General features: G+C 67.7%; 24 protein-coding genes. 13 read left to right on the top strand and 11 right to left on the bottom strand.

Annotated features, from left to right (window positions below):
• Positions 1 to 7 precede the first annotated feature (7 nt).
• From JYG37_RS31210 to JYG37_RS31200, 3 genes are read right to left on the bottom strand one after another with little or no spacing between them, the layout of a single operon-like run.
• Positions 8 to 1,828 carry a PHA/PHB synthase family protein gene (locus JYG37_RS31210; RefSeq protein WP_213347019.1) on the bottom strand — a complete coding sequence of 607 codons (1,821 nt, stop codon included), beginning with the start codon at positions 1,826 to 1,828 and terminating at the stop codon, positions 8 to 10.
• Positions 1,825 to 2,571, bottom strand: a complete 747-nt coding sequence (locus JYG37_RS31205; RefSeq protein WP_050016729.1) for a beta-ketoacyl-ACP reductase — start codon at positions 2,569 to 2,571, stop codon at positions 1,825 to 1,827. The genes JYG37_RS31210 and JYG37_RS31205 overlap by 4 nt, the downstream gene beginning before the upstream one ends.
• Positions 2,561 to 3,097, bottom strand: coding sequence for a hypothetical protein (locus tag JYG37_RS31200; protein ID WP_124630149.1), 537 nt, complete (start codon positions 3,095 to 3,097; stop codon positions 2,561 to 2,563). The genes JYG37_RS31205 and JYG37_RS31200 overlap by 11 nt, the downstream gene beginning before the upstream one ends.
• A gap of 188 nt (positions 3,098 to 3,285) precedes the next feature.
• On the opposite strand from JYG37_RS31200, the gene JYG37_RS31195 reads away from it, so the two are divergent.
• From JYG37_RS31195 to fnr, 5 genes are all read left to right on the top strand, one after another.
• Positions 3,286 to 4,125, top strand: coding sequence for a universal stress protein (locus JYG37_RS31195; RefSeq protein ID WP_124630148.1), 840 nt, complete (start codon positions 3,286 to 3,288; stop codon positions 4,123 to 4,125).
• 146 nt (positions 4,126 to 4,271) lie between these two features.
• Positions 4,272 to 4,775, top strand: a complete 504-nt coding sequence (locus JYG37_RS31190; protein WP_124630147.1) for a universal stress protein — start codon at positions 4,272 to 4,274, stop codon at positions 4,773 to 4,775.
• Positions 4,772 to 5,605: a universal stress protein gene (locus tag JYG37_RS31185; protein ID WP_124714479.1), complete on the top strand. Its 834-nt coding sequence runs from the start codon at positions 4,772 to 4,774 to the stop codon at positions 5,603 to 5,605. The genes JYG37_RS31190 and JYG37_RS31185 overlap by 4 nt, the downstream gene beginning before the upstream one ends.
• A 349-nt stretch (positions 5,606 to 5,954) precedes the next feature.
• Positions 5,955 to 6,602 (top strand): response regulator, encoded by a 648-nt coding sequence (locus JYG37_RS31180; protein WP_089490178.1) that lies wholly within the window; start codon positions 5,955 to 5,957, stop codon positions 6,600 to 6,602.
• Between the two features lie 300 nt (positions 6,603 to 6,902).
• Positions 6,903 to 7,676: a fumarate/nitrate reduction transcriptional regulator Fnr gene (gene fnr / locus JYG37_RS31175; protein WP_050015252.1), complete on the top strand. Its 774-nt coding sequence runs from the start codon at positions 6,903 to 6,905 to the stop codon at positions 7,674 to 7,676.
• A 26-nt stretch (positions 7,677 to 7,702) separates the two neighbouring features.
• On the opposite strand, the gene JYG37_RS31170 is transcribed toward fnr, so the two are convergent.
• Positions 7,703 to 8,692: a zinc-dependent alcohol dehydrogenase family protein gene (locus JYG37_RS31170; RefSeq protein WP_213347017.1), complete on the bottom strand. Its 990-nt coding sequence runs from the start codon at positions 8,690 to 8,692 to the stop codon at positions 7,703 to 7,705.
• A 171-nt stretch (positions 8,693 to 8,863) separates the two neighbouring features.
• Between JYG37_RS31170 and JYG37_RS31165 the strand changes: the two genes are divergently transcribed.
• The 5 genes from JYG37_RS31165 to JYG37_RS31145 all read left to right on the top strand — a co-directional run bounded on the left by JYG37_RS31165 (position 8,864) and on the right by JYG37_RS31145 (position 13,512).
• Positions 8,864 to 9,865, top strand: a complete 1,002-nt coding sequence (locus JYG37_RS31165) for an Acg family FMN-binding oxidoreductase (protein WP_050015256.1) — start codon at positions 8,864 to 8,866, stop codon at positions 9,863 to 9,865.
• Positions 9,866 to 9,926: 61 nt separating this feature from the next.
• Positions 9,927 to 10,262 (top strand): c-type cytochrome, encoded by a 336-nt coding sequence (locus JYG37_RS31160; protein ID WP_050015257.1) that lies wholly within the window; start codon positions 9,927 to 9,929, stop codon positions 10,260 to 10,262.
• Positions 10,263 to 10,284: 22 nt separating this feature from the next.
• The gene (locus tag JYG37_RS31155; protein ID WP_213347015.1) at positions 10,285 to 11,274 is read left to right on the top strand and encodes an LOG family protein; all 990 of its coding nucleotides are present in this window, start codon (positions 10,285 to 10,287) and stop codon (positions 11,272 to 11,274) included.
• 138 nt (positions 11,275 to 11,412) lie between these two features.
• Entirely contained in the window at positions 11,413 to 11,637 is a 225-nt protein-coding gene (locus JYG37_RS31150; RefSeq protein ID WP_050015261.1) for a hypothetical protein, read from the top strand.
• Positions 11,638 to 11,745: 108 nt separating this feature from the next.
• Positions 11,746 to 13,512, top strand: coding sequence for a SulP family inorganic anion transporter (locus JYG37_RS31145; protein WP_050015263.1), 1,767 nt, complete (start codon positions 11,746 to 11,748; stop codon positions 13,510 to 13,512).
• 73 nt (positions 13,513 to 13,585) lie between these two features.
• Here JYG37_RS31145 and JYG37_RS31140 read toward each other — a convergent pair whose 3' ends face one another.
• The 5 genes from JYG37_RS31140 to JYG37_RS31120 all read right to left on the bottom strand — a co-directional run bounded on the left by JYG37_RS31140 (position 13,586) and on the right by JYG37_RS31120 (position 17,425).
• Positions 13,586 to 14,236 (bottom strand): BON domain-containing protein, encoded by a 651-nt coding sequence (locus JYG37_RS31140; RefSeq protein WP_050015409.1) that lies wholly within the window; start codon positions 14,234 to 14,236, stop codon positions 13,586 to 13,588.
• Between the two features lie 294 nt (positions 14,237 to 14,530).
• Complete coding sequence (locus JYG37_RS31135) at positions 14,531 to 14,806, bottom strand: DUF1488 family protein (protein ID WP_050015265.1); 276 nt, start codon at positions 14,804 to 14,806, stop codon at positions 14,531 to 14,533.
• A gap of 51 nt (positions 14,807 to 14,857) precedes the next feature.
• Positions 14,858 to 15,331 (bottom strand): universal stress protein, encoded by a 474-nt coding sequence (locus JYG37_RS31130; protein WP_050015267.1) that lies wholly within the window; start codon positions 15,329 to 15,331, stop codon positions 14,858 to 14,860.
• A gap of 129 nt (positions 15,332 to 15,460) precedes the next feature.
• On the bottom strand, positions 15,461 to 16,150 hold the full coding sequence (locus tag JYG37_RS31125) for a hypothetical protein (RefSeq protein ID WP_249746104.1): 690 nt from the start codon (positions 16,148 to 16,150) through the stop codon (positions 15,461 to 15,463).
• Between the two features lie 36 nt (positions 16,151 to 16,186).
• Entirely contained in the window at positions 16,187 to 17,425 is a 1,239-nt protein-coding gene (locus tag JYG37_RS31120) for an SfnB family sulfur acquisition oxidoreductase (protein WP_050015271.1), read from the bottom strand.
• 293 nt (positions 17,426 to 17,718) lie between these two features.
• Between JYG37_RS31120 and JYG37_RS31115 the strand changes: the two genes are divergently transcribed.
• Positions 17,719 to 18,990, top strand: coding sequence for an acyl-CoA dehydrogenase family protein (locus JYG37_RS31115; protein WP_050015272.1), 1,272 nt, complete (start codon positions 17,719 to 17,721; stop codon positions 18,988 to 18,990).
• Positions 18,987 to 20,387 carry an LLM class flavin-dependent oxidoreductase gene (locus tag JYG37_RS31110; RefSeq protein WP_050015274.1) on the top strand — a complete coding sequence of 467 codons (1,401 nt, stop codon included), beginning with the start codon at positions 18,987 to 18,989 and terminating at the stop codon, positions 20,385 to 20,387. The genes JYG37_RS31115 and JYG37_RS31110 overlap by 4 nt, the downstream gene beginning before the upstream one ends.
• A gap of 124 nt (positions 20,388 to 20,511) precedes the next feature.
• Here JYG37_RS31110 and JYG37_RS31105 read toward each other — a convergent pair whose 3' ends face one another.
• Both JYG37_RS31105 and JYG37_RS31100 read right to left on the bottom strand, forming a co-directional pair.
• On the bottom strand, positions 20,512 to 21,939 hold the full coding sequence (locus JYG37_RS31105; RefSeq protein WP_089490035.1) for an MFS transporter: 1,428 nt from the start codon (positions 21,937 to 21,939) through the stop codon (positions 20,512 to 20,514).
• A gap of 328 nt (positions 21,940 to 22,267) precedes the next feature.
• Positions 22,268 to 23,176: an alpha/beta fold hydrolase gene (locus tag JYG37_RS31100; protein ID WP_124637541.1), complete on the bottom strand. Its 909-nt coding sequence runs from the start codon at positions 23,174 to 23,176 to the stop codon at positions 22,268 to 22,270.
• A gap of 86 nt (positions 23,177 to 23,262) precedes the next feature.
• Between JYG37_RS31100 and JYG37_RS31095 the strand changes: the two genes are divergently transcribed.
• Positions 23,263 to 23,649 carry a MerR family transcriptional regulator gene (locus JYG37_RS31095; RefSeq protein ID WP_124630136.1) on the top strand — a complete coding sequence of 129 codons (387 nt, stop codon included), beginning with the start codon at positions 23,263 to 23,265 and terminating at the stop codon, positions 23,647 to 23,649.
• Positions 23,650 to 23,653 lie beyond the last annotated feature (4 nt).

The raw sequence follows: 23,653 nt of genomic DNA, 5'->3' as shown, positions 1-23,653 counted from the left end.
TCTCCATTCATGTTTCGAGTACGTAGGCGCCGGGCGCCGCCGCGAAGCCGTCGGGCGGCGTACGGGCCGGCACGTCGCCCGACGAGCGCGCGTGCAACCAGTCGCGCCAGCCTGTCCACCACGATCCGTCGACCGCCGGCGTATCGCGCACGAAGTCGTGCGGGCTGCGGTAAGCCACCCCGGGTTCGCGCGTCGCGCACCGATAGTGGCGTCCCGGATGGCCCGGTTCGGACACGATGCCCGCGTTGTGCCCGCCCGACGTCAGCACGAAGGTCAGCGCATGGTGCGTGAGCAGATGGAGCTTGTAGACGGACCGCCAGGGCGACACGTGATCGCGCTCGGTGCCGACCACGAACGTCGGCACGTCGATATCCGACAGCGCGACAGGCCGCCCGTCGACGCAGTAGCGGCCGGCCGCCAGATCGTTGTCGAGAAAAAGTCGCGTCAGGTATTCCGAATGCATGCGGTACGGCATGCGCGTGGTATCCGCATTCCACGACATCAGGTCGTTGGGCTTCGTGCGCGTGCCGAGCAGGTATTCGCTCATCATCCGCGACCAGATCAGGTCGCGCGCGTTCAGCAGTTCGAACGCGGCGGACATTTGCGCACCGTCCAGGTAGCCTTGCCGCCACATCAGCGCGTCGAGCGCGGACAGCTCGCTCGCATCGATGAACAGGCCGAGTTCGCCGGGTTCGCTGAAATCGGTCTGGGCCGCGAGCAACGTGACCGAGCGCAGCGCGTCGTACTGCTTGCCGTCGCGCGCCAGCGCCGCCGCGGCGATCGCCAGCAGCGTGCCGCCCAGACAATAGCCGACCGCGTGGACCGCTTCGCCGCCGATCGACCGGGCGGCGTCGAGCGCCGCGATGCAGCCGTCGCGCAGATAGTCGTCGAGCCCGAGGTTGCGCGATTCCGCGCCCGGGTTGCGCCACGACACCGCGAACACCGTATAGCCCGCATCGACCAGGAAGCGGATCAGCGAATTGTGCGGCTGCAGATCGAGGATGTAGTACTTCATGATCCACGACGGCACGATCAGGATCGGCTCGCGCGCCACGCGGGCCGTCGTCGGCGCGTATTGCAGCAGCTCGCACAGCGCGTTGCGCCAAACGACGCGACCGGGCGTGATCGCCACGTCGCGACCCGGCAGATACGCGCGCACATCGTGGGCCTGCGTGCCGCTCGCCCGCTCGACGAGCGCGTTCGCGTCGTCCAGCCAATGCCGCAAGCCCGCCGCGAGGTTCGCGCCGCCGCTGCGCATCGTCGCGTCGAGCACGACCGGATTGGTCGCCAGGAAATTGCCCGGCGAACAGGCGTCGAGCCACTGGCGGGCGGCGAATCCGACCAGTTCCTCATGATGGCGTTCGACGCCCGGCACACCGCGGGTCGCGTCGCGCCACCAGCGCTGGATCGACAGGAAGCCGTCTCGATACGCGCGAAACGGCCAGCCGCCCCATGCGGGCGCGGCGAAGCGCGGATCGGCGCCCCCGGCGTGCACGGCCAGGCCGCTCGACTCCGCATCGTCGGCCTCGCCGTCGCGCCCGCTTGCCGTCGGCGCCACGGCGCCCAACCACGCCTGTGCGGCGAGCTCGAAGCCTTTGCCCGGCGCCACCGCCAGATGCGCGCCCCAGTCGAGCATCGCCAGCGCCAGCGACACCGGCGACAGCCCGAACGTCAGCGCGGCCACGTTCGCGTGCGCGGCACGGTTCCACTGTTCGGCAGCGCTCATCGGGGAAGGCGCGCATCGCGTCGCCGCCGGCGCCTGCCCGTCGTCGCCCGGCGTCGGCAGCGATGCCGGCGCGAGCGCCGCGCGCAGCACGGACGCGTTCATCGCAGGTACATTCCGCCGTTGACGTCGAATTCCGCGCCGGTGGCGAACGCACCGGCGTCGGAGCACAGGAGCGCGACGAACGCGGCGATCTCGTCGGGGTCGCCGAGCCGCCCGGCCGGAATCTGCGGCAGAATCTTCGCGTCGAGCACCGCCTTCGGCACCGACTCGAGCATCGCGGTCGCCAGATAGCCGGGCGACACCGTGTTGACCGTCACGCCATGCCGCGCGAGTTCGAGCGCGAGCGTTTTCGTGAAGCCGTGGATGCCGGCCTTCGCGGCCGCGTAGTTGGCTTGCCCGTACGCGCCTCTCGAACCGTTGACGGAGCCGATGTTCACGATCCGCCCGAAACCGGCGTCGATCATGCCCGGCACGAACGGCTTCGTCATGTTGAACATGCTGTCGAGATTAGTGCGCAGCACCGCGTCCCACATGCTCTTCGTCATCTTCACGAAGGTGGCGTCGTGCGTGATGCCGGCGTTGTTCACGAGCACGTCGACGCGCCCGAATTCGGCGAGCACGCGTGCCGCGCAGTGCTGGCACGAATCGTAGTCGGCCACGTCCACTTCGAACGCATGAAACGTGCGGCCCGCGTCGCGCTCGTGCGCGAGCCACGTCGCGACGTGGTCGTTGTGTTCCGTGTACGACACCGCCACCGTCATGCCGGCGTCGTGCAGGCGACGGCCGATCGCGGCGCCGAGCCCGCCCATCCCGCCGGTGACGAACGCGACGCGCTTAGCGGACATGATCGTACTCCCGTTCGCCTGCGATGCCGTTCAGGCGGCGCGCCGCAAGCGCCCCGTTCGTCGCGCCGCCCGCTTCCTCGATCCCGCGCTCCAGCGCGGCCATCCAGTCGGCCCACGGCATGCTGGCTTCGTTGACCACCGCGAGTCGCTCGAGGTCAGGCAACCAGTCGGTCTGATAACGCGTCAGCGCGCCCGAGCCGTATTCGCGCAACCAGGTACGCCACGCACTGGCATGCTCGAATTGCGCACGCATGCACAGCTCGGCGGCGTCCTGCCAGATCTCGACGCTCGCGATCGCGTAGTCGCTCGTCACCTGCCGGCCGGCCTCGGCGAAGGCCGTCCACTCGTTCGTTTCGGCCAGCGCCTGCTGCAGGCGCCGCACCGCGGTGCGGTCGCGCTCGATGCGCCGCCCTGCCAGCGCATGCCATTCGTGTTGCCAGTCGCGGTTCAGCGCGACCATGCGCAACGCGAGATCGCAGCTCGCGCGCCAAGCGCCGTTCGGTGTCGTCAAAGCATCGCTACTCATCGGCTTCCCCTTTCGATCGGATCAATGGGTTCGCATCCGCGTCGCGCCGCCTGCCCGGCCTCGGCGTCTCGACCGCTTCACTGTGCGGGTATCGCGCACGGCCCCCGTTGATCTGAGTCAACCGCGTGGAAACCCTGCTTCGTAGACTGGATTGCACTGGCGGATCACCCGTCGATGGAGCGATTCCGATGAGCTACAAAAGCATGGTCGTGCACCTCGATACGAGCACCCGCGCGCATTCGCGTCTCGAGTTCGCGTTGCGTCTCGCCCGGCGCTTCGGTGCGCATCTCACCGGGCTGTTCGCGATCTACACGCCCGAGCCGCATTCGTTCTACGTGATGGCCGGTTCCGCCGACTATTTCCGCGCGCAACGCGAACGGCGCGACGAGCGGATGGCCGCGCTGGAGCGTCTGTTCCATGCGGAAACGGCGCGCGCCAAGGTGCCGGCAACCTGGATTCGCACCGACGAGCGCGCGAACGTGGCCGTCCCGCGCGCCGCCCGTCTCGCCGATCTGGTGATTGCCGGCCAGAGCGACCCGAACGATCCCGAGACCTATATCGACGACCAGTTTCCGGAAAATCTCGTGTTGACCGCCGGCCGCCCGGTGCTGTTCTGGCCGTACACCGGAGAATTCCCGTCGGTCGGCGAACGGGTCTTCGTCGCATGGGACGGCAGCCGCGAAGCGTCCCGCGCCGCGCACGACGCGCTGCCCTTTCTCGAACACGCGAAACGCACGACGGTCGTCGCCGTGGTCGACGGCAAGTCGGAGGCCGCGGCCACGCGGATTCCGGCCGCCGATGCCGCGCTGATGCTGGCGCGCCATGCGCACGACGTGAACGTGCTCGACATCGACGCCGGCGCCGGCTCGTCCGTCGGCGACACGCTGCTGTCGCGCACGTATGACACGGGTTCCGACCTGCTCGTCATGGGCGCGTACGGCCATCCGCGCTGGCGCGAGCTGTTGATGGGCGGGGCCACGCGCACGGTGCTCGCGTCGATGACGCTGCCGGTGCTGATGTCGCACTGAGCCGCCCGACGCGCATCGACCAACGACGCGTGAATCGCACCGCGGCGGGCGGGCTGCGCGGCAACCGGGACGCTTGATCCAGATCAGCGCCATCGGCGTGCACGCGCCGATGATGGTTTCATCCACATCCGTTCAAGGGAAATGCCATGTACTCGAACATTCTGGTGGCACTCGACGGCAGCGACACGTCGTCCCGTGCACTCGACGCCGCGCTGGCGCTCGCGGCGGAAACGGGTGCGCGGCTGACACCCGTCTACGTCGTCGATTTCCTGGCGCCGGCCTACGACATGGTCGGATACGATCCGTCGATCCTGGTCGATTCGTTCCGTGAAGAAGGATTGCGCGTGACCGAGGACGCCGCGCGGCGCATGCAGGCGCGCGACGTGGCCGGCACGCCGCAGATTTCCAACGTCGCGCCGGCAGGCGAAGACATCCCGCACCGGATCGTCGGCGTCGCGGGCGAGATCAACGCCGATCTGATCGTGATGGGCACGCATGGCCGGCGCGGCTTTCGGCGCATGTTCCTCGGCAGCGTGGCCGAACGCGTGCTGCGCCTGGCCAGATGCCCGGTCCTGATGATTCCAGCGAGCTGCGCGGCGAAGGCATCCGCCGACGTCACGGCCGCTTCCACCGAAAAGGAACCGTCATGAGCTACAAGACCCTGCTCGTTCATCTCGACGACAGCGATCGCTGCGCGACGCGCGTCGACCTCGCGCTCCAGCTCGCGGGACGCTGGAACGCGCATTTGATCGGCCTCTACCTGGTCTGCCAGGATCTCCTCGAACCATTGCGCCGGCCCGACGAACCGCTGAAGCTGGCCGTCTACGAGCGCCTGTGCGAGCAGCGGCGCAAGGAGGCGGAAGAACGCTTCCTGACGGCCGCCGAACGCGCCGGACGCAGCGTCGAATGGCAGGCGCCGGCCGGCAATGCGATCGATGCCGCGATCCTGCACGCCCGTCACGCCGATCTGCTGGTGCTCGGCCAGGAGGATCCCGACGACCGCATGACCTACGTGGCGCGCCATTTCGTCGAGGATGTCGTGATCGGCAGCGGCCGTCCGGCGATCGTCGTGCCGTATGCCGGCGACGTGCGCACGTTCGGCGAGAACGTGCTGATCGGCTGGGACGGCGGGCGCGAGGCCGCGCGCGCGATGGCCGACGCGCTGCCGCTGCTCGCCCGCGCACGCTTCGTCAACGTCGAGACGGTCGTCCGCGGGCAACCCGATCCGGACCGGACGCCGGCCGGCGTCGACGTCGCCGCGTATCTCGAACGACACGGCGTTCGCGCGTCGTTCTCGACGACGCCGCGCGAGCGGTCGGTCGGCGTGGGCGGGACGCTGCTGAACCGGGTGACCGACGTGCATGCGGACCTGCTCGTCATGGGCCTGTACAGCCATACCCGCGCCCACGAGCGCGTGCTGGGCGGCGCGACGCGCACGATCCTCGAGACGATGACGGTGCCGGTGCTGCTGTCTCACTGAACCGGCGAGGTTCGGGCTGCCTGGTTACGGCTGCCCGCCTCGTCACGAGACGGCCGCATCAGCGTTCTGCCCGTAGGCCCGACGCATATCGTCCGGCCGACGCCAGTCAAGCCTGCGATGCAGCACGCGTCCGCATCCGGCCCGATTGGCGAATACCGGCGAAACGCGCACAATTGCGGCGCATCGGAGACGCTTTTGATGCGACCCTTTGAAGAGACATCGTCCGTTCATCGACGGCAGTCATCATGTCCACCGTTCAGAATCGGGCGATTGCAACATTCCGGTCGGAGCCGGATCGACGAACGCCGGCGGGCGCGTGCCCCGCGCAAACCGGCAAAGGATGCACGCCATGATCCGGGTACTCATTGCTGACGATCACACGCTCGTCAGGGACGGCCTGCGGCACATCCTGCAGAACGCCCACGATTTCGTCGTGGCGGGAGAAGCAAGCGACAGTGCATCGACGATCGCGCTGACGCGCGGCACCGAGGCCGAGGTGCTGGTGCTCGACCTGTCGATGCCCGGCCGCAACGGCATCGAACTCATCAAGCAGATCAAGGACGAGAAACCGGCCCTGCACATCCTCGTGTTGACGATGCACGCCGAGCAGCAATATGCGGTGCGCGCGTTCCGCGCCGGCGCATCGGGCTACATGACCAAGGAAAGCGCGAGCGCGGAGCTGGTGGCCGCGCTGACGAAAATTGCCGGCGGCGGCGTGTACGTCAGCCTGTCGATGGCGGAGCAATTCGCGCAAAGCCTCAACGAGCCGACCGACCTGTTGCCGCATCAACGCTTGTCCGACCGCGAGTTCGACGTGTTCCGGCGCGTGACGTCCGGCGAGTCCATTTCCGAGATCGCGCAGGCGTTGTGCGTCAGCGTCAAGACCGTGAGCACCTACAAGACGCGAATCCTCGAGAAGATGCAGATGGCCAACGATACGGCGCTCGTCCGGTACGCGATGCGCCACCGGCTGTTCGACGACCCGGACGAACTCTGACCGCGACAACCTGCCGCACCCTTGTAGGAATCGTCCTACAAACCTTCCCTAACACCTACCGCATCTTCAATTTCCGCTGATTTCAATCAAGCGCTCGGCTGTCCATACTCCGATCAACAACAACACACCGGCGTGCCTTCCGGAGCTGCCCGGCCTTGCCGTCCCGTCGCGACGGCTGCCGGCCCGCCGATCCGATGGGCGCCGATTCGACCAACCAGGCGGCGACGTTCGTGTCCGCCTGTACGACGGCCAGCGCAACCGCGACGGTGCGACCCGCTGCCGCCCCAACCGGAGCAGATCATGCAGAGCCATGCCGACATCCCGACGACGGCGCCGTCGCGCCCGTTCATTCCGCTGCATCCCGTCACGCGGACGGACCAGCCGAAGCGCACGTCGTCGCGCTGCTCGTCCTGCACGCTGCGCACCGTTTGCATGCCGCGGGAAATGACGCCCGACGAGTTCGCCCGGGTGGACGCGATGATCTGCACGACGCGCCACGTCAAACGCGGTGAAACGCTGTTTCGCGCGGACGACGCGTTCCACAGCATCTATGCGGTCAGAACCGGGTCGTTCAAGACCGTGATGATGCATCGCGACGGCGACGAGCAGATCACCGGCTTCCAGATCGTCGGCGAAGCGCTCGGGCTCGACGGCGTGCACACCGGGCGGCACAACGGCGACGCGATCGCGCTCGAGGACAGCACGGTCTGCATCATCCCGTTCGGCCAGCTCGAGCAGATGTGTCGCGAAGTGCGGCCGATGCAGCATCACGTCTATCAGATGATGAGCGGCGAAATCGTCCGCGAATCGGCGCAGATGGTGCTGCTCGGCACGATGACCGCCGAGCAGCGCGTGGCCGCCTTCCTGCTGAACCTTTCCACCCGCTTCAAGGCGCGCGGTTACTCGGCCGCCGAATTCGTGCTGCGGATGACGCGCGACGAGATCGGCGAATATCTCGGGATGAAGCTCGAAACGGTCAGCCGGATGCTGTCGAAGTTCCAACGCAACGGGCTCGTCGCCGCGCAAGGCAAGCAGATCCGCATCGTGGATCCGGAAGGCCTCGGGCGCATCTGAGCAGAACGCGCGGATACCGGGCGGGATCAATCGCGCATGCCGAGCACGGCGGCGCCGGACACGCGCCCGCTGCGCAGATCGTCGAGTGCGCGATTCGCATCGGTCAGCGCGTAGCGCACGGCTTCGACCCGCAGCGGCATCGCAGCGGCGATCCGCATGAATTCGGCCGCATCCGCACGCGTCAGGTTGGCGACCGACGCGATCCGGCGCTCGCCCCACAGCCACGCGTACGGAAAGCTCGGGATATCGCTCATGTGAATGCCGCCGCATACGACGATCCCGCCTTTGCCCACGGCGCGCAGCGCGGCCGGCACCAGCGCGCCCGCGGGCGCAAAAATGAGCGCGGCGTCGAGTGTTTCCGGCGGCGTTTCGTCGCTGCCGCCGGCCCACGCGGCGCCGAGCGACAGCGCGAGCTGCTGGGCCGCGGTATCGCCGGGCTTCGTCAGCGCGAACACCTTGCGCCCCTCGAAACGCGCGACCTGCGCGACGAGATGAGCGGCCGCGCCGAAACCGTAGATGCCGATGCGACGCGCGTCGCCGGCCATGCGCAAGGTTCGATAGCCGATCAGGCCGGCGCACAGCAGCGGCGCGGTCTCGAGATCTGAATAGCGTTGCGGCAGGTGCACGCAATACCGGTGGTCGGCGACCGCGCACTCGGCGTAGCCGCCGTCGATCGTATAGCCCGTGAAACCCGGGCTGTCGCACAGGTTCTCGCGGCCCGACGTGCAATACGCGCAATGCCCGCATGTCGAACCGAGCCAGGGAACCCCCACCCGGTCACCGACGGAGAACCCCGTCACGCCATCGCCGAGCACGCGCACCGTTCCCACGATTTCGTGCCCCGGCACCAGCGGCAGCTTCGGGTGCGCGAGCTCGCCGTCGACGACGTGCAGATCGGTTCGACAGACACCGCATGCATGCACGTCGATCAACAACTGGCCCGGCGCCGGCCGCGGATCCGGCACGCGCGCCTCGCGCAAATGCGGTGTCGTGCCGTCAAACATCATCGCAAGCATGCTCGCCTCCCGGCCGATCGTCTTCGTGCTTCGCTGTCCAAGACTAACCCCGGCGCATCGCGCGTGCATGGCCCGGTGACGGGCGCTTGATGTGGGTCAACGGCTGCCGGACGGTTGCTGACACGATGAGATGGCATGACGTCGCCCGCGCGGCGTGCCAGGAGATGATCAATGATGTCCGTTCCCCCGCTTGCCGCGAGCGCCCATGTCGACGATCAATTGAAGTCGCTGTTGGCGTACGCGGTGCTGGCCCCGTCCAGCCACAATTCCCAGCCGTGGCGGTTCATCGTCAACGGCGCCACGATCGCCGTCTGCGCGGACCGGGTCCGCGCATTGCCCGTGGTCGATCCGTTCGACCGCGAACTGATCATCAGTTGCGGCGCGGCATTGCTCAATCTGCGCGTCGCGCTCGATCACGCCGGCCTCGCCCACACGATCAGCACGTTTCCGTCCGAGGTCGACCCCGATCTCCTTGCGCTGGTCCGGGTCTGCGACGACGGCTATTCCGATCGGTCTCTCGGCGGGCTGTTCGACGCAATCCAGGCGCGCGTCACGACGCGCGCGCCGTTCGAATCCACCGCGGTGCCCGACGAGATTCAGCGCGAGCTGATCGCGGCCGGCGTCGCGGAAGGCGCCGAGGTCGCGTGCATCGACTCGATCGCGCATCGCGCACGGGTCGCCGAACTGGTTGCGCAGGCCGACCAGCAGCAGTTCGCCGATCCGCGCTTTCGCCGCGAACTGGCGAGCTGGATCGATCCGCGCCGGCGCGTCGACGGCATGCCGGCATTCGCGGCCGGCGTACCGACGCTGCTGGACTTCGCGGCGCCTGTCGTGACGATGGCGGTGCGGACGTTCGATCTCGGCAACGGGCTGGCCGCGCTCCATCACCAGCTCGTCGGCGCGTCGCCGTTGATCGTCTGCCTGTCGACCGTGCGCGACGATCGCGAAGCGTGGCTGGCCGCGGGCCAGGCGCTGGAGCGAATCCTGCTCGTCGCGGCGCGCGCGGGCTATACGGCGTCGTACCTGAACCAGCCGATCGAGACGGCCGCGCTGCGTGCCGACCTCGGCCGGACGCTCGGGCTGCGCGGCGAGCCGCAGTTGCTGCTGCGAGTCGGCCGCGGCCCGCACACGCCGCATTCGCCCCGTCGCCCGCTCGGCGAAGTGATCTCGTGAGTGATCGCCTGAGCGCAACCGGCGGCGCGCTGCGCGCCTGCCGATCCGGACGAGAAAAACCATGAACATCACGCGTTGCTTCGCTTTCCTTCTGATCGCGGCCATTGCCGGCACGGCGGCCGCGCAAACGACCGTGCCCGAACCGACCGAGCTCGTCAACGCGCAGCACTGCATGTTCTGCCACACGCCCGACATGACGTTCCTCGGGCCGTCGTTCCACGATATCGCCACGCGCTACCGCGGCGATCCGCACGCGGCCGCCGAGCTGGAGCGCAAGTTGCGCGTCGGCGGCCCCACGCATTGGGGCGACACGCCGATGCCGTCCGCCATCGATCGCGGCGGGCCGCTCTCTGCCGACGACGCCCATCAGCTCGTCCAATGGGTGCTGAGTCAGTGACCGTGCCACTGCCTTCCCGCTCATGCCCACGATAGTCAAACGCGTTCCCGCCGGCACCGCGCGCGGCGGCGCGCACGGCAAGCGGATACGCGTCCGGCCCGAAGCGACCGCCAGCCTCGACAACATCCCGCGGCCGTCTCGTCGGGCGCGGCATCTCGCCAGCCATCCGAACTGCACGCCCGGCGACGCGGACACGACGTTGCTGCAACGCGCGACCATGCGCGGGATCCGGCTGCAACTCGACTACTGGAAAGCCGAGGCGCGCCTGCAACATGAGCGAATCGGCCATGCCGTCGTGATCTACGGCAGCACGCGCATCGTCGCCCCCGCTGTCGCGAACGCTCGGCTCGACGAAGCGAACCGCCTGCTCGCGCTGCGCCCGCGTGACCCGGGCCGGCGTCGGGCCGTCGCGGTCGCCAGCCGTCTTGTCGAGCACAGCGCGTACTACCGGGTCGCACGCGAATTCGGCCGTATCGTCGGCCATGCCGACCGGCGCACGCGTACCGCGCGCCTCGCGATCGTCACGGGCGGCGGCCCCGGCATCATGGAGGCCGCCAATCGCGGCGCCTATGAGCGCGGCGCGCCGAGCATCGGCTTCAATATCGAGCTGCCGCGCGAACAGGCGCCGAATCCGTACATCACGCCGGATCTGTGCTTCCGGTTCCACTACTTCGCGATTCGCAAGCTTCACCTGCTCGAGCGCGCCAAGGCCGCCGTGTTTTTCCCCGGCGGATACGGCACGTTCGACGAACTGTTCGAAGTACTGACGCTGCTGCAGACACGCAAGATCGCGCCGCTGCCGGTCGTCCTGGTCGGCGAAGCGTACTGGCGGCGCGCCGTCGATCTGGCGTTTCTCGCGGACGAAGGGATGATCGACCGCCGCGACCTCGAACTGTTCACCTACTGCGAATCGGCCGCCGACATCTGGCATGCGATCGGATCGTGGTACGCACGGTGCCGCGCCAAGCGGCCGGCCCGACGAAGCCCTTCACCGAAGCCGTCCGCCGTGTAGGAATCCGCCGACGGCCGCCGCTCGATTCCTACTACAACTTCGGGACACGCCGATTGAATCGCGCATGCGCGCCGACGATACTGAAATCACGGATCACGGCTCCCGGCACACCGATCGCGGGCCATCAGGAGAGACGTCATGTCACACGCTACCCAGCTTGCCGATTCAGGCAATCCGTCCGGTCGGTCCGATGCAGCCGCGCTCGACACGCTGGCATTGGTCGCCCTCGCCCGCGACGCCGGCATGCTCGTGATCCTCGACGGCCAGATCGGACGGGAGCGGTACGAAAGCGTGACGGGATCGATCGCCACGCTGGCCCGTTTCGCGCAGGCGCTGCAACTTTCGGCGCTCAAGGCTGCATGAAGCCAGGCGCGGTCGTTTCCGTGCCGCGCGCTGCACCCATGCCGATGAACCTGCACCTGCCGGATCGATCAGTTCTTTTTTACCGGATATCCGCTGGATGAAGCGGCGATGAACCTGCCCCGTTCCGGACGCATCGCACGCATGTTCCCGGGTGTGGCGCTGCTCGCGAACTACCGGCGTGCATGGTTACCGCGCGATCTCTATGCGGGCATCGCGCTTTCCGCCGTGCTGGTTCCGGTCGGCATGAGCTACGCGCAGGCGGCCGGCCTGCCGGCCGTCACCGGACTGTATGCGTCGATCGCGGCATTGCTCGCCTATGCGGTACTCGGCCCGAGCCGCATCCTCGTCCTGGGCCCCGATTCGGCATTGGCCGCGCTGATCGCCGGCGCGATCGCGCCGCTCGCGGACCATGATCCGCAGCGGGCCATCGCGCTCTCCGGCGCATTGGCGCTGTTGGCCGGTACGATCTGCGTCCTGCTCGGTACGCTCGGCCTCGGCTTCGTCACCGACCTGCTGTCGCGCCCGATCCAGTACGGGTATCTGAACGGCATTGCGATCACGCTCGCGATCGGCCGCCTGCCCGAGCTGTTCGGCATGACCGCATCGGGCGGCGACGTGTTCGCCAGCGTCCCGCACATCATGCATGCCCTCGTCGACCGCCGGTTTTCACCCACTGCCTGCCTGCTCGGTGTCGGTGTTCTGGCGGCCATTTTCCTGATGAAGCGCGTGATACCTCGCTGGCCCGGCGTATTGATCGCCGTGCTCGCGGCGACCCTGGCCGCACGCGTGTTGCCGTTGCACGGCATCGCCACGGTCGGCGCCTTGCCGGCCGGTGCGCCCACCCCGCACCTTCCGGCTGTCTCGCTCGCCGACCTGAGCGCGCTCGCGTCCGGTGCGATCGCCGTGGCGCTGGTGTCGTTCGCCGACATCAGCATGCTGTCGCGTGCGCTTTCCGTGCGTGCGGGCGACACGCCGGACCGCAACCAGGAACTGATCGCATTGGGCGCGGCGAATCTGCTGGCGGGCGTGACGCAGGGCTGCGCGGTCAGCAGCAGCGCGTCCCGCACGCCGGTGGCGATCGCCGCCGGCGCGCAGAGCCAGGTCGCCCATCTCGTCGCGGCCGCATGCATCGCGATACTGCTCATTGCCGCGCCGACGCTGCTGACGGTCGTCCCGCGCGCGGCGCTGGCCGGAGTCGTGATCTACGCGGCGTTCGGCATCGCCGACGTCCGCAGCGTCGTCCGGCTGTACCGGATGCGCCGCGGCGAATGCCTGATTTCGGTCCTGTGCCTTGCCGGCGTGATCAGCGTGGGTGTCGTTCCCGGCATCCTGCTCGCCAGCGCGCTGTCGCTGCTGTCGTTCGTGTGGCGTGCCTGGCACCCGTACGATGCCGTGCTTGGTCGGCTGTCAGGCGTGCGCGGCTATCACGACATCACACGCCATCCGGACGCCGTGCAAATCCCGGGCCTCGTGCTGTTCCGCTGGGACGCACCGCTCTTCTATGCGAACGTCGAGATCTTCTGCGAGCATCTGCACGCGGCAATCGCGCGCTCGGCATGCCCGGTCGCGCGTATCGTCGTCGCCGCGGAGCCCGTCACCGATATCGACGTCAGCGCGGCAGACCGGCTCGTCGCGCTGTGCGAAGAACTCCGCGAGCAACGCATCGCGTTGAACTTCGCGGAAATGAAGGGGCCTGTGAAGGATCGCCTGCGCGCCTACGGGCTGTTCGACGTGTTCGGCGCGGCCAGCTTCTTTCCGACCGTGACCGATGCCGTGGCGCATCACGTCCAGCGGAAAGGCGAGCACGCGGGCGCGGGCGAACACCGCATGCGCCCGGCGTCATCGCCGCCCGCGCGGAAAAGGAAGGGCGGCTAGACGCTTGAAGACGGGCGGCCGCCGCGCGTATCGCATCCGGCCGGGAGGAGCGGCCGACTTCAGTCCGCCAGCCTTACTCGACGACCAGGTCGTCGACGACGGCGCGCACGCCACGCGCCGACCACGCCGCGCCGCGCACGGCCTTGCGTTCGGAGAACGAGCCGACCTTGCCGGACAACCGAACGGTGCCGTCGCGCACCTCGACCGCGATGTGTTTCGCCTCGCGCTCCGCGTGGCGCATGATCGCGCGCTTGATGTTGCCGCCGATGTCGGCCGAGCCGACCGCCCCCTGCACGACGATGTGGTCGGTCACGCCGGTCACGCTGCGCATCTGCGAGATCGCGCGCACGGCCAGATGGCTCTGGTAGGCCCATTCGACCTTGCCGGACAGCGTGATCCAGCCGTGCTCGACCTGCACCTTGACCGCGTCGTCATGGAGACCGACCGTCCAGTGCAGCACCGAGCGCACGGCATTCGCGATGTCCTCGTCGGTACGGATGTCGTCGTTCGGCAGATGCACGGTCATGTCGACGACGAGCGCCTTGACACCGGCCACGCGGTTCGCCGCGCGCTCGATCGCGAGTTTCTCCGCATAGCTCGGCGGGTGACCCGAAAGCGTCACGATCCGGTCGGAGACCTCGACACCGATTCGTGTCGCATCGATTGCCGGGTCGGATTCCAGTTCGTCCTGAACGTCCTGCTTCAACTGCTTGTCGGTTTTCATCGTCTGTACTCCCGAGAGCCGCGGCGCGCTTGTCCGCCATACACGACCAGATTTGCACACACGCGGCCGCCCGTTGCTGATGCAGGTCAACGGATGCGTTGCAGTCGCCGCCGGGTTCGCACTTCGTCGAATGGCGGGCACGCGGCCCGCGCTTTCGTCCCGCCAGCGCGGCGCCCCGATGCGGATCGGACTCGCGCGACATCGCGTGTCGCACAACGGACGAAGGACGCTTCAGAAATCGGCGTATCCACTCGCACCGTCACGCGCTTGATACGCGTCGACGACCCGGCGCGATCAGGTACAGAACCGGAAAAATCCGCTGTGAAGCAGGATCGGCCTGCCGTCCATCTCCTCGAGCAGGCAGCGCGCCGCGCGCTCGATCGCGGGGCGATGGCGTGCGAATGCATCGACGAGATCCTGTTCGCGCGACGATGCCGCCCGGAAGTGGTCTTCCAGCGCTTCCGCGGTGATCACGCAGCGCACGCGGCGGCCTTCGACCACGGCCGGAAAGGCCAGCGCCGGGTCCTGGCCGCAATACGTCGGCGGTTCGGAAGGAAAAGTTATCGGCATGACGATCCCTTGGGCAGATGGCGGGCCGCCCCGGTATCGGGCGCGGCGACCCTAGGCTGCCGCGACGGCAGCAGGCGCGGCATCGTCGCCGCGTACGAGCAGGACCGGGCAACGGGATCCGCGCAGAAAGCGTTCGGCTACGCTGCCGAGGACCAGCCGACGGACGCCGCGCCGGCCGTGCGTGCCGACCACCGCGAGATCGATCGACCGTTCGACGACATAGCGTTGCAGCCGTTCAGCGATATCCTGGCCGGGTTCGGTCTCGACGATTTCGGTATCGCCGTTGACGGCCGCATGCGAGATGGCCCGTTCCGCGCTTCGCAGCACCGCCGCGCCATCGCGCCGGACTTCGTCGAGCAGCGCATCCGGGTTCATGCGTCCGGCGTACGTGATCAGAAGCGATTGGTCGACGACGAAAACGGCGAACACGCGCGCGCCGCAGGACCGGGCAACCTTCAGGCCCTCTTCAAGCGCCTGACTCGACGAAGGACTGCCGTCCACGGCGACCATGATGTTCGTGTACATACCTACCTCGCTGGATGACTGGACGCGCCGGTGACGTTCGGCGTTGTTTCATCATCAGCGCTCGCCGGAAACCTGCGTTGACCGAAGTCAACGGTTCGAAGCGGTATGCGCCGGCGCGGACGGCGCCGATTAGCGAGGGTCGACCGGCAGCGCCGGCGTGTCCGGCGGGCGCTCGTACGCCGCGAAGCCCCGCTCGATTTCAAGAATCTTCGACACGCATGCATCGTATTGCCAGCCGGGGCCGCCATCGGTGCCGTACATGCCCTTGCACATCGCCTTGAGCCGAATCACCGCGCCGCCGTCGCCCGATGCCGTGCGCGATGCCCACAGATAGACTTCTCCGGCTAAATGCGGTTGCGCGGTTTCGATCCGGTCCTCACTGAATCGCGTGATACGGGTCGACGAACGTGCGTCGACGTAGCGCCGTGCGAGCTGCCATGCACGGTCGCATTCGGGTGCCGTCGAACAGTGCAGCGCTGCAGCCTCTCGTGCCGCCAGCAATTGCGTCTCGGTCGACCGGAACGCCGCCTCCTGGCTCATACCGGCGCAAGCGCCCAGCGCGAGCGCAGCCCCGATCGCCCACGTCGGATGTTTCATTGCCCATGCCTCATCACGCGGCGACTTGCGCGCGCCATCGGGCGCCGCGTCATGCAAGCGCCGGAGTCCACTGTATTGCCGGCGGCGCGAATGCGGTTGACCTGCGTCAATCGCCGTCGTGCGGTGCACATCGCGGACGTCGCCTTCGTCGCCACGAGAACATACTTTTGACGATCCGCTGGCTTGAGCGGCGCGGCGCAGCCCGTGGCATGGGCGCGTCACCGATCCTCGGCGCCCGCCTCGCTTGCCGCGGACTGTTCAATTCCACGCATGCCGCGCCGGGCGCGCGCCGTTCAGGTAGTAATTGCCGACGAGGTGATATTTCCAGCGCACCGGGTCGTGCAGCGTATGCGTGCGCGCATTGCGCCAATGCCGGTCGAGGTTGTGCTCGGCGAGCGTCGACTGCGTGCCGGCCAGCTCGAACAGCTTCTCGCCGGCGAGCAACGCGACCTCGGTCGTCAGCACCTTCGCTTCGCCGACCGCGACGGACGCCCGCGCGACGTCGTCTTCGGTCACGTCACCCTTTGCCGCGATCTCGTCGAGCGTGCGCGCCGCGCGTTCGAGCAACGCGTCGGCCGCATGCAGCTGGATATGCAGCCGGCCGATTTCGCGGATCGTCAGCGGATCGTCCACCGCCCGCTCGACGCCACTGTCGACCCACGGCCGCGTGCGGGTCCGCACGAACGCGAGCGTATCGTCGATCGCCGCCTTCGCGATGCCCGCGTCGATCGCCGCCTGGATGATCTGCGACAGCGGGCCGTTGAGCGTCGGCACGTCCGACACGCGCTGCGCGGGCAGCACGTGCGACGCGGGGATGCGCACCGCGTCGAGCACGACCGTGCCGCTCGCGGTCGTGCGCTGCCCGAATCCCGACCAGTCGTCGATCACGGTCAGCCCCGGCGTCGGTTGCGGCACGTACGCGAGCCAGGCCTGCTGCGCGTCGTCGAGCCCGAGCACCGGCACGTAGTGCGCGAACAGCGCGCCGGTCGAATAGAACTTCGTGCCGTCGACCACATAGTCGTCGCCGTCGCGCCGCACGCGCGTCTTCAGGTCGAGCACGTGCTTCGTGCCCTTCTCCGAGAATCCGTTGCCGAACCGCTTGCCGCTCAGCACTTCGGCGAAGAAATGACGCTTCTGCGCGTCGGTGCCGACGAGCGTGATCACGTCGATCAACCCGAAATGATTCTGCGGAAGCTGCCCGAGCGACGCATCGGCCGCGGCGACGATCTTGATCACCTCGGTGAGCGTCACGTGCGACACGCCTGCGCCGCCGTACGCCTTCGGCACCGTGATCGCCCACAGCCCCGACTGCGAGAACCATTCGATTTCCTCACGCGGCAGCCGGCGTTCTCGATCGCGCTCGGCGGCCCCTTGCGCGAGACGTTGCGCCAGCGCATGCGCGACCGCGATCGCTTCCGCATCATCCGCAATCACACGGGCCAGCTGTGGTTGTGCTTCGGCCGGCCGATCCTGAATCGTCGCGCTCGTGTCTGACATCGGGTTCTCCTGTCGAATGGCGAAAGCAGTCAATCTAGCAGCGCCGCGCGGACCGGAAAACCGAGCGATTCTCGAAACGATATTCCTTTGGAGAACAAACGACGTCGCAATGGATGCAGGTGAATCGGCGCTTCGACGTCGCAATGGACGCGAGAACGTCGATACGTCCCCGCGCGGGTCTCGGTAATACGCAGCGACGATAACGATCCGAGAATCCGTTATTGGAACGCTTGCATCGCGCTTCCTATACTGGGCTCCCGGCGCACACGGCCCCGCCCTTCGAGGAAATCCGCATGACTTCGTCGCACGCAGCTCCCGACCTTTCCACCGGTACCGATTACGACGCGCTCGCGAGCCGGTTCCGGCCGATCTTCGAGCGTATCGCCGCCGGCGCCGCCGAGCGCGAACGCAACCGCGAACTACCCCACGAGGCGATCGGCTGGCTGAAGTCGGCAGGCTTTGGCGCGATCCGGCTGCCGGCAAGCGCCGGCGGCGCAGGCGCATCGCTGCCGCAGTTGTTCCGGCTGCTGACCGAGCTCGCCGCCGCCGATTCCAATTTGCCGCAGGCGTTACGCGGGCATTTCGCGTTCGTCGAGGACTGGCTGAACGCGACGCCCGGGCCGCAGCGCACGACCTGGTTCGACCGCTTCGCGAGCGGCCAGCTCGTCGGCAATGCGTGGTCGGAAGCCGGCGACGTACCGCTCGGCCAGACCGTCACGAAGGTGTCGGAGCAGAACGGCCGGCTCGTGCTGAACGGCCGGAAGTTCTACAGCACCGGCAGCCTGTTCGCCGACTGGATCGACGTGTTCGCGCAGCGCGCGCACGACGGCAGCGACGTGATCGTCGCCGTCGCGACCGCGCAGCCCGGCGTGATCCGCGACGACGACTGGGACGGCTTCGGCCAGACCACCACCGGCAGCGGCACGACGCGTTTCGAGAATGCGGCGGTCGACGCGGACAACGTGATCGATTTCGCACGCCGCTTCAAATACCAGACCGCGTTCTACCAGTTGTTCCACGTCGCGACGCTGGCCGGTATCGGCCACGCGATCGTGCACGATGCGGGCGAGCTCGTGCGCAACCGCACGCGCGTCTACAGCCACGGCAATGCGCAGCGTGCCGGCGACGACGCCCAGCTGCAGCAGGTGATCGGCGAGATCGCGTCATGGGCATACGCGGCCGACGCGCTCGCGCTGCGCGCCGCGCAGCCGCTTCAGCACGCGTACGAAGCGCGCTTCGGCGTCGACGAAGCGGCCGAGCAGGCCGCGAACGTCGCGGCCGAAATCGAATCCGCGCAGAGCCAGCTCGTCGTGTCCGAACTCGTGCTGCGCGCGGCGACGCGCCTGTTCGACGCGCTCGGCGCATCCGCGACCCGCAGCACGACCGCGCTCGATCGCCACTGGCGCAACGCGCGCACGGTGTCGTCGCACAACCCGCTCGTGTACAAGGCGCGCATCGTCGGCGACTGGATCATCAACGGCCGTACGCCGCCGTTCGTCTGGCGCGTGGGCAGCGGTGCGGGCGCCAATACCGACGCCGCAGCGGAAACGAGGGTCGCGCAATGAGCAAGACCATTCGCTTCAACGCATTCGAGATGAATTGCGTGGGCCATCAATCTCCCGGCCTGTGGGCGCATCCGCGCGACCGCTCGTGGCAGTACAAGGATCTCGACTACTGGACCGACCTCGCGCGCGTGCTCGAACGCGGGATCTTCGATGCGATCTTCATCGCGGACGTGATCGGCTATTACGACGTGTACAAGGGCAGCAACTATCACGCGCTGCACCAGGCCGCGCAGATCCCGGTCAACGATCCGCTGCAACTGGCCGCGCCGATCGCGATGGCGACCGAGCATCTCGGCATCGGCATCACCGCGTCGACGACGTTCGAGCACCCGTACACGTTCGCGCGCCGGCTGTCGACCGCCGACCATCACACGAAGGGCCGGCTCGCGTGGAATATCGTCACGTCGTACCTGGAGAGCGGCGCGAAGAACGTCGGCGATCACGGGCTGCGCACGCACGACGACCGCTATGCGGTCGCGGCCGAATACGTCGAGGTGCTGTACAAGCTGTTCGAGGGCAGCTGGGAAGATGGCGCGGTGGTGCGCGATCGCGACGGCCGTGTGTTCACGCATCCGGAGAAAGTGCACGAGATCGGCCACAAGGGCCGCTTCTTCGACGTGCCCGGCTATCACCTGTGCGAGCCGTCGCCGCAGCGCACGCCGGTGCTGTTCCAGGCCGGCGCGTCGGGCCCCGGCAAGGCGTTCGCCGCGCAGCACGCCGAATGCGTGTTCGTCGCCGCGCCGACCCGCGACCAGCTCGCGCGCTACGTGGCCGACGTGCGTGCACAGGCCGCGGCAGCCGGGCGCGATCCGGCGAAGGTGCTGATCTACAACCTCGTCACGGTGATCGTCGACGAGACCGACGAGAAGGCGCAGGCCAAGTTCGACGAGTATCGCCGCTATGTGTCGTACGACGGCTCGCTGGTGTTCATGTCGGGCTGGACCGGCATCGACTTCGGCCAGTACGCGCCGACCGATCCCGTCAGGCGCGTCGAAACGAATGCAATCGTGTCCGCGGTCGAACACCTGTCGGGCGGCGACACCGCGTGGACGATCGAGGCGCTGGCGGCGTGGGGCGGCATCGGCGGGATGGGCCCGGTGTTCGTCGGGTCGGCGGCGACCGTCGCGGACATCCTGCAGGAATGGGTCGCCGCGACCGACGTGGACGGCTTCAATCTCGCGTATGCGGTCGCGCATGAAACCTTCGAGGACGTCGTGCGCTATCTCGTGCCCGAACTGCAGCGCCGTGGCGTGTATCCGACCGCGTATGCGCCGGGCACGCTGCGCGAAAAACTGTTCGGCGGCTCGGCGCGGTTGCCGGACGAACATCCGGCCGCGCAGTTTCGCGATATCGAACAGGTCAAGCGCGCGGCCGAGCGGGAAGCGGTCAGCGCTTGACGCGTCATATATCGAAACCGGTCGGTCCGCATTCGCGCGGCGACCGGCTTCAGTAAAAACGGCTTCGTGCGATTCGACGAAGCCGTTCGTGTTTTCCGAGGGGCGGTAAACGCCCCCTCGGCGCTTACGCCACGCTTTCGTCGTCGACGTCATGCGCCGTCGGTTCGTACCGCACGATCAGCAGAAACACGATCGGCGTGACCGCACTGATCGCGACGACCCAGAACATGTCGGTGCCGAGACGGGCCTGCAGGATCGGCAGCACGAACAGCGCCAGCGCCTGGCCGATGCCGCACAACGACCGCCCGAAGCCGACGCCGGTGCCGCGAATCGCGGCCGGATACGACAGCGTCGGATAGATCATCATCTGTGCGCCGGGGCCGAAGCCTTCGGCGAACAACCACGTACCGAGCATCAGCAACACGACGCCGACCGCGATCGCCCCGTGCGGATGGCCTGCGAGCGCCAGCGCGACGAGCGCGACCGTTTGCAGCGCGAACCCCGCGATCGCGACATGACGCGACGCATACCGATATGCGAGACGCATGCCGAGCAAGCCGCCGGTGAACGCGAACAGCACGTTCAATGCGAGCGATGCCGCGATCGTCTCGAACACGCCCGCACCGAGGAATTGCGACAGGATCGACGGCAGGAAGAACGCGATCGCCGTGTATTCGAACGGGATGCACAGGTTCATCACGCTGGCGACGATCGTGCGCCCCAGATACGGACGCTGGAACAGCACGCGAATCCGCACGGGCGGCGGGCTCGGCTCGCGTCGCGCATCGTCCGCTTCATGCGCGTGGATGCCGTACGACTCGCGCAGGATGCGCGCGGCATTGGCCAGGTCGCCCTGATTCGCGGCCCACAGCGGCGACTCGTTCATGAAGCGGTTGCGGAACAGGATGATGACGAGCGCCGGCACCGCGCCGAAAATCAGCGATGCGCGCCACAGCCAGCCCGCATGCTCGGCCGGCAGCAGGAAATACAGGCCGAAGATCAGCAGGAAGCACACCGACGACGCGACGTACCACATCGGGCACCACGCGGCGAGCCGCGACGCCTTGTTGCCGCGGCCGTTGAACTTCGAGAATTCGGCAAGAAACGCCATCGCGACGGGCAGGTCGATGCCGACGCCGAGCCCCATCACGAAGCGCGCGGCGATCAGCACCCAGACATTCGGCGCGAGCCCGGCCGCGATCGCCGCGACCACGAAGAACAGCATGTCGGCCATGAACACCTGGTAGCGGCCGATCCGGTCGGTCAGCCAGCCGCCGATCAGGCTGCCGAAGATCGTGCCGATCATGATCGCCGACCCGACCAGCCCGGTCAGCGCGGGCGTCAGCCCGAATTCGCGCGCGACGTCGTCGATGCCGTACGACAGCGTCGTCAGGTCGTACGCGTCGAGAAACACGCCGCCGAGCGCCAGCAGCACGATCATCCGTGCGTGGCTGACCGAACTGTCCACGGTATTGATCAGGCGCGCGACGTCGCTGGCCGAGCGGATGGGAGAAGAAACCGGCGTGACCGGGCTCAGATCGATCGAACTCATCGGATTCCTTAGTTTGATGCCGAATGCATGGCAAGGTCGTCGTGAAGCCGGGAACCGGGCAAGTGCCTGCGCGACCATCGCGGCGTCGAACGAACGCGGCGCCGCTGTCGCCGGGTTCCGGCAGCGGAAATTCTGTTCCTCCGGTCCGGCAATCCCAAGCGATATAAACCGATAAATTAATCGGCGTGCGTCATAAAGTTGCGCGGGCGGCGCTTGGCAGCAGCACGCATGTTCAATCGAGAATGCCTTCGCTAACGGATCGCCCCGCGCTTCGTTACATTAGCCGGTCACGCCGGCCCCATTTCGCCGGCCCGCGCGGCACACGACTTCATTGCGCAGACGCCGACCGCACGAACGCGGCCAGATCGCGATTGAACCGCTCGGCTTCCTCGATGAACGGCGCGTGCCCCGACTCCGCGTACACCTTGCTGGCAATGCGCGGATTCAACTCGGCCGCGCGAGCCAGCGTCGCGTGCGTATCGACCAGCGCGTCGCGGCCGCCGTAGATGAAGAGCAGCGGCACACGCGCATTGCCGAGCCCCGCGGCGGCGAACACCGACATCGTCGGAATCGCCTTTTGCATGTCCCACGACGCCATCGCCGCGTTCGCGAGCAAGCGCTCGAACGTCACGGCATCCGGCCGACGGTTGAAGCACAGACCGACGAACGTACGCTCGCCATCGAGATGCGTTTTCAGGTCCGGCGCATTCATGTCCCGGTACACGTCCGGATGATCGACGATCTGGCCCGGCGCAAGCTCGACCACGCCATCGACATACACGGCGCCCGCGATCGCGCGATCGCCGTATTTGGCGAGGTAGTTCGAGATCACCGCGCCGCCGAGCGACCAGCCGACCACGACGGGTTTGCGCGCATGCGCACCGTCGATGACCGCGGCGAGATCGTCGCCCCAGCGGGTTCCGTCGCGATACGGTTGCGCGCCGAGCGGCTTGTCCGACAGCCCGTGGCCGCGCAGGTCGTACGTGATGATCCGGAATCCGCGCAGGTCGGGGCTCCGGACCTGCGCGTCCCAGTTCAGCCGGCTGCCGAGCAGGCCGTGGATCAGGATGACCGGCACGCCGTCGGGGTCGCCGCTTTCCTGCACGGCCAGCTTCACGCCATCCGCAGACGTCACGGTATAGCTCAGCGGCGCGGCGGCCGCGTCGTACGCCAGGGCGAACGGCGTCGCCCACCAGATCACGGCCATCAGCCAGCGGATCAGCACTCGGGTCGTCACGATTTTTCCTCCAGGCATGAACGGACGCCCAGTCTCAACCCTCACACTGGTGTGAGAGTCAAGCGGATCGTGCTAACCTGCTTTCCATGAAAAACCCGCCTACCCAGCCCCTGCTGACCATCGGCAAACTCGCGCAGCTCACCGGCGCGAGCGTGCGCTCGATCCGGCACTACGACGAGCACGGCCTGCTCGCGTCGGTGCGCGCGGCCAACGGCTATCGCCTGTTCGCCGACAACGCGGTGACGCAGGTCAAGCAGATTCAGCGCATGATCGCGACCGGCTTCACCCTCGACGACATTCGCGGCTTTCCGGACTGCATGCTGCTGATCGACGGCGCGCGGTCGTGCGACCAGATCACCGACGTCCAGCGCGAACGGCTCGAAGCGATCGACCGCCAGATCGCCGATCTCGAAAAGCGGCGCGCGCGGCTCGTCAAGATGTTGCGCGATGGCGCGGTGCCGCCGCTCGATTGACGCG

The organism is Burkholderia sp. LAS2 (assembly GCF_018417615.1).
Taxonomy (GTDB): Bacteria; Pseudomonadota; Gammaproteobacteria; order Burkholderiales; family Burkholderiaceae; genus Burkholderia; species Burkholderia sola.
This window is presented reverse-complemented; position numbering and strand designations above follow the sequence as displayed.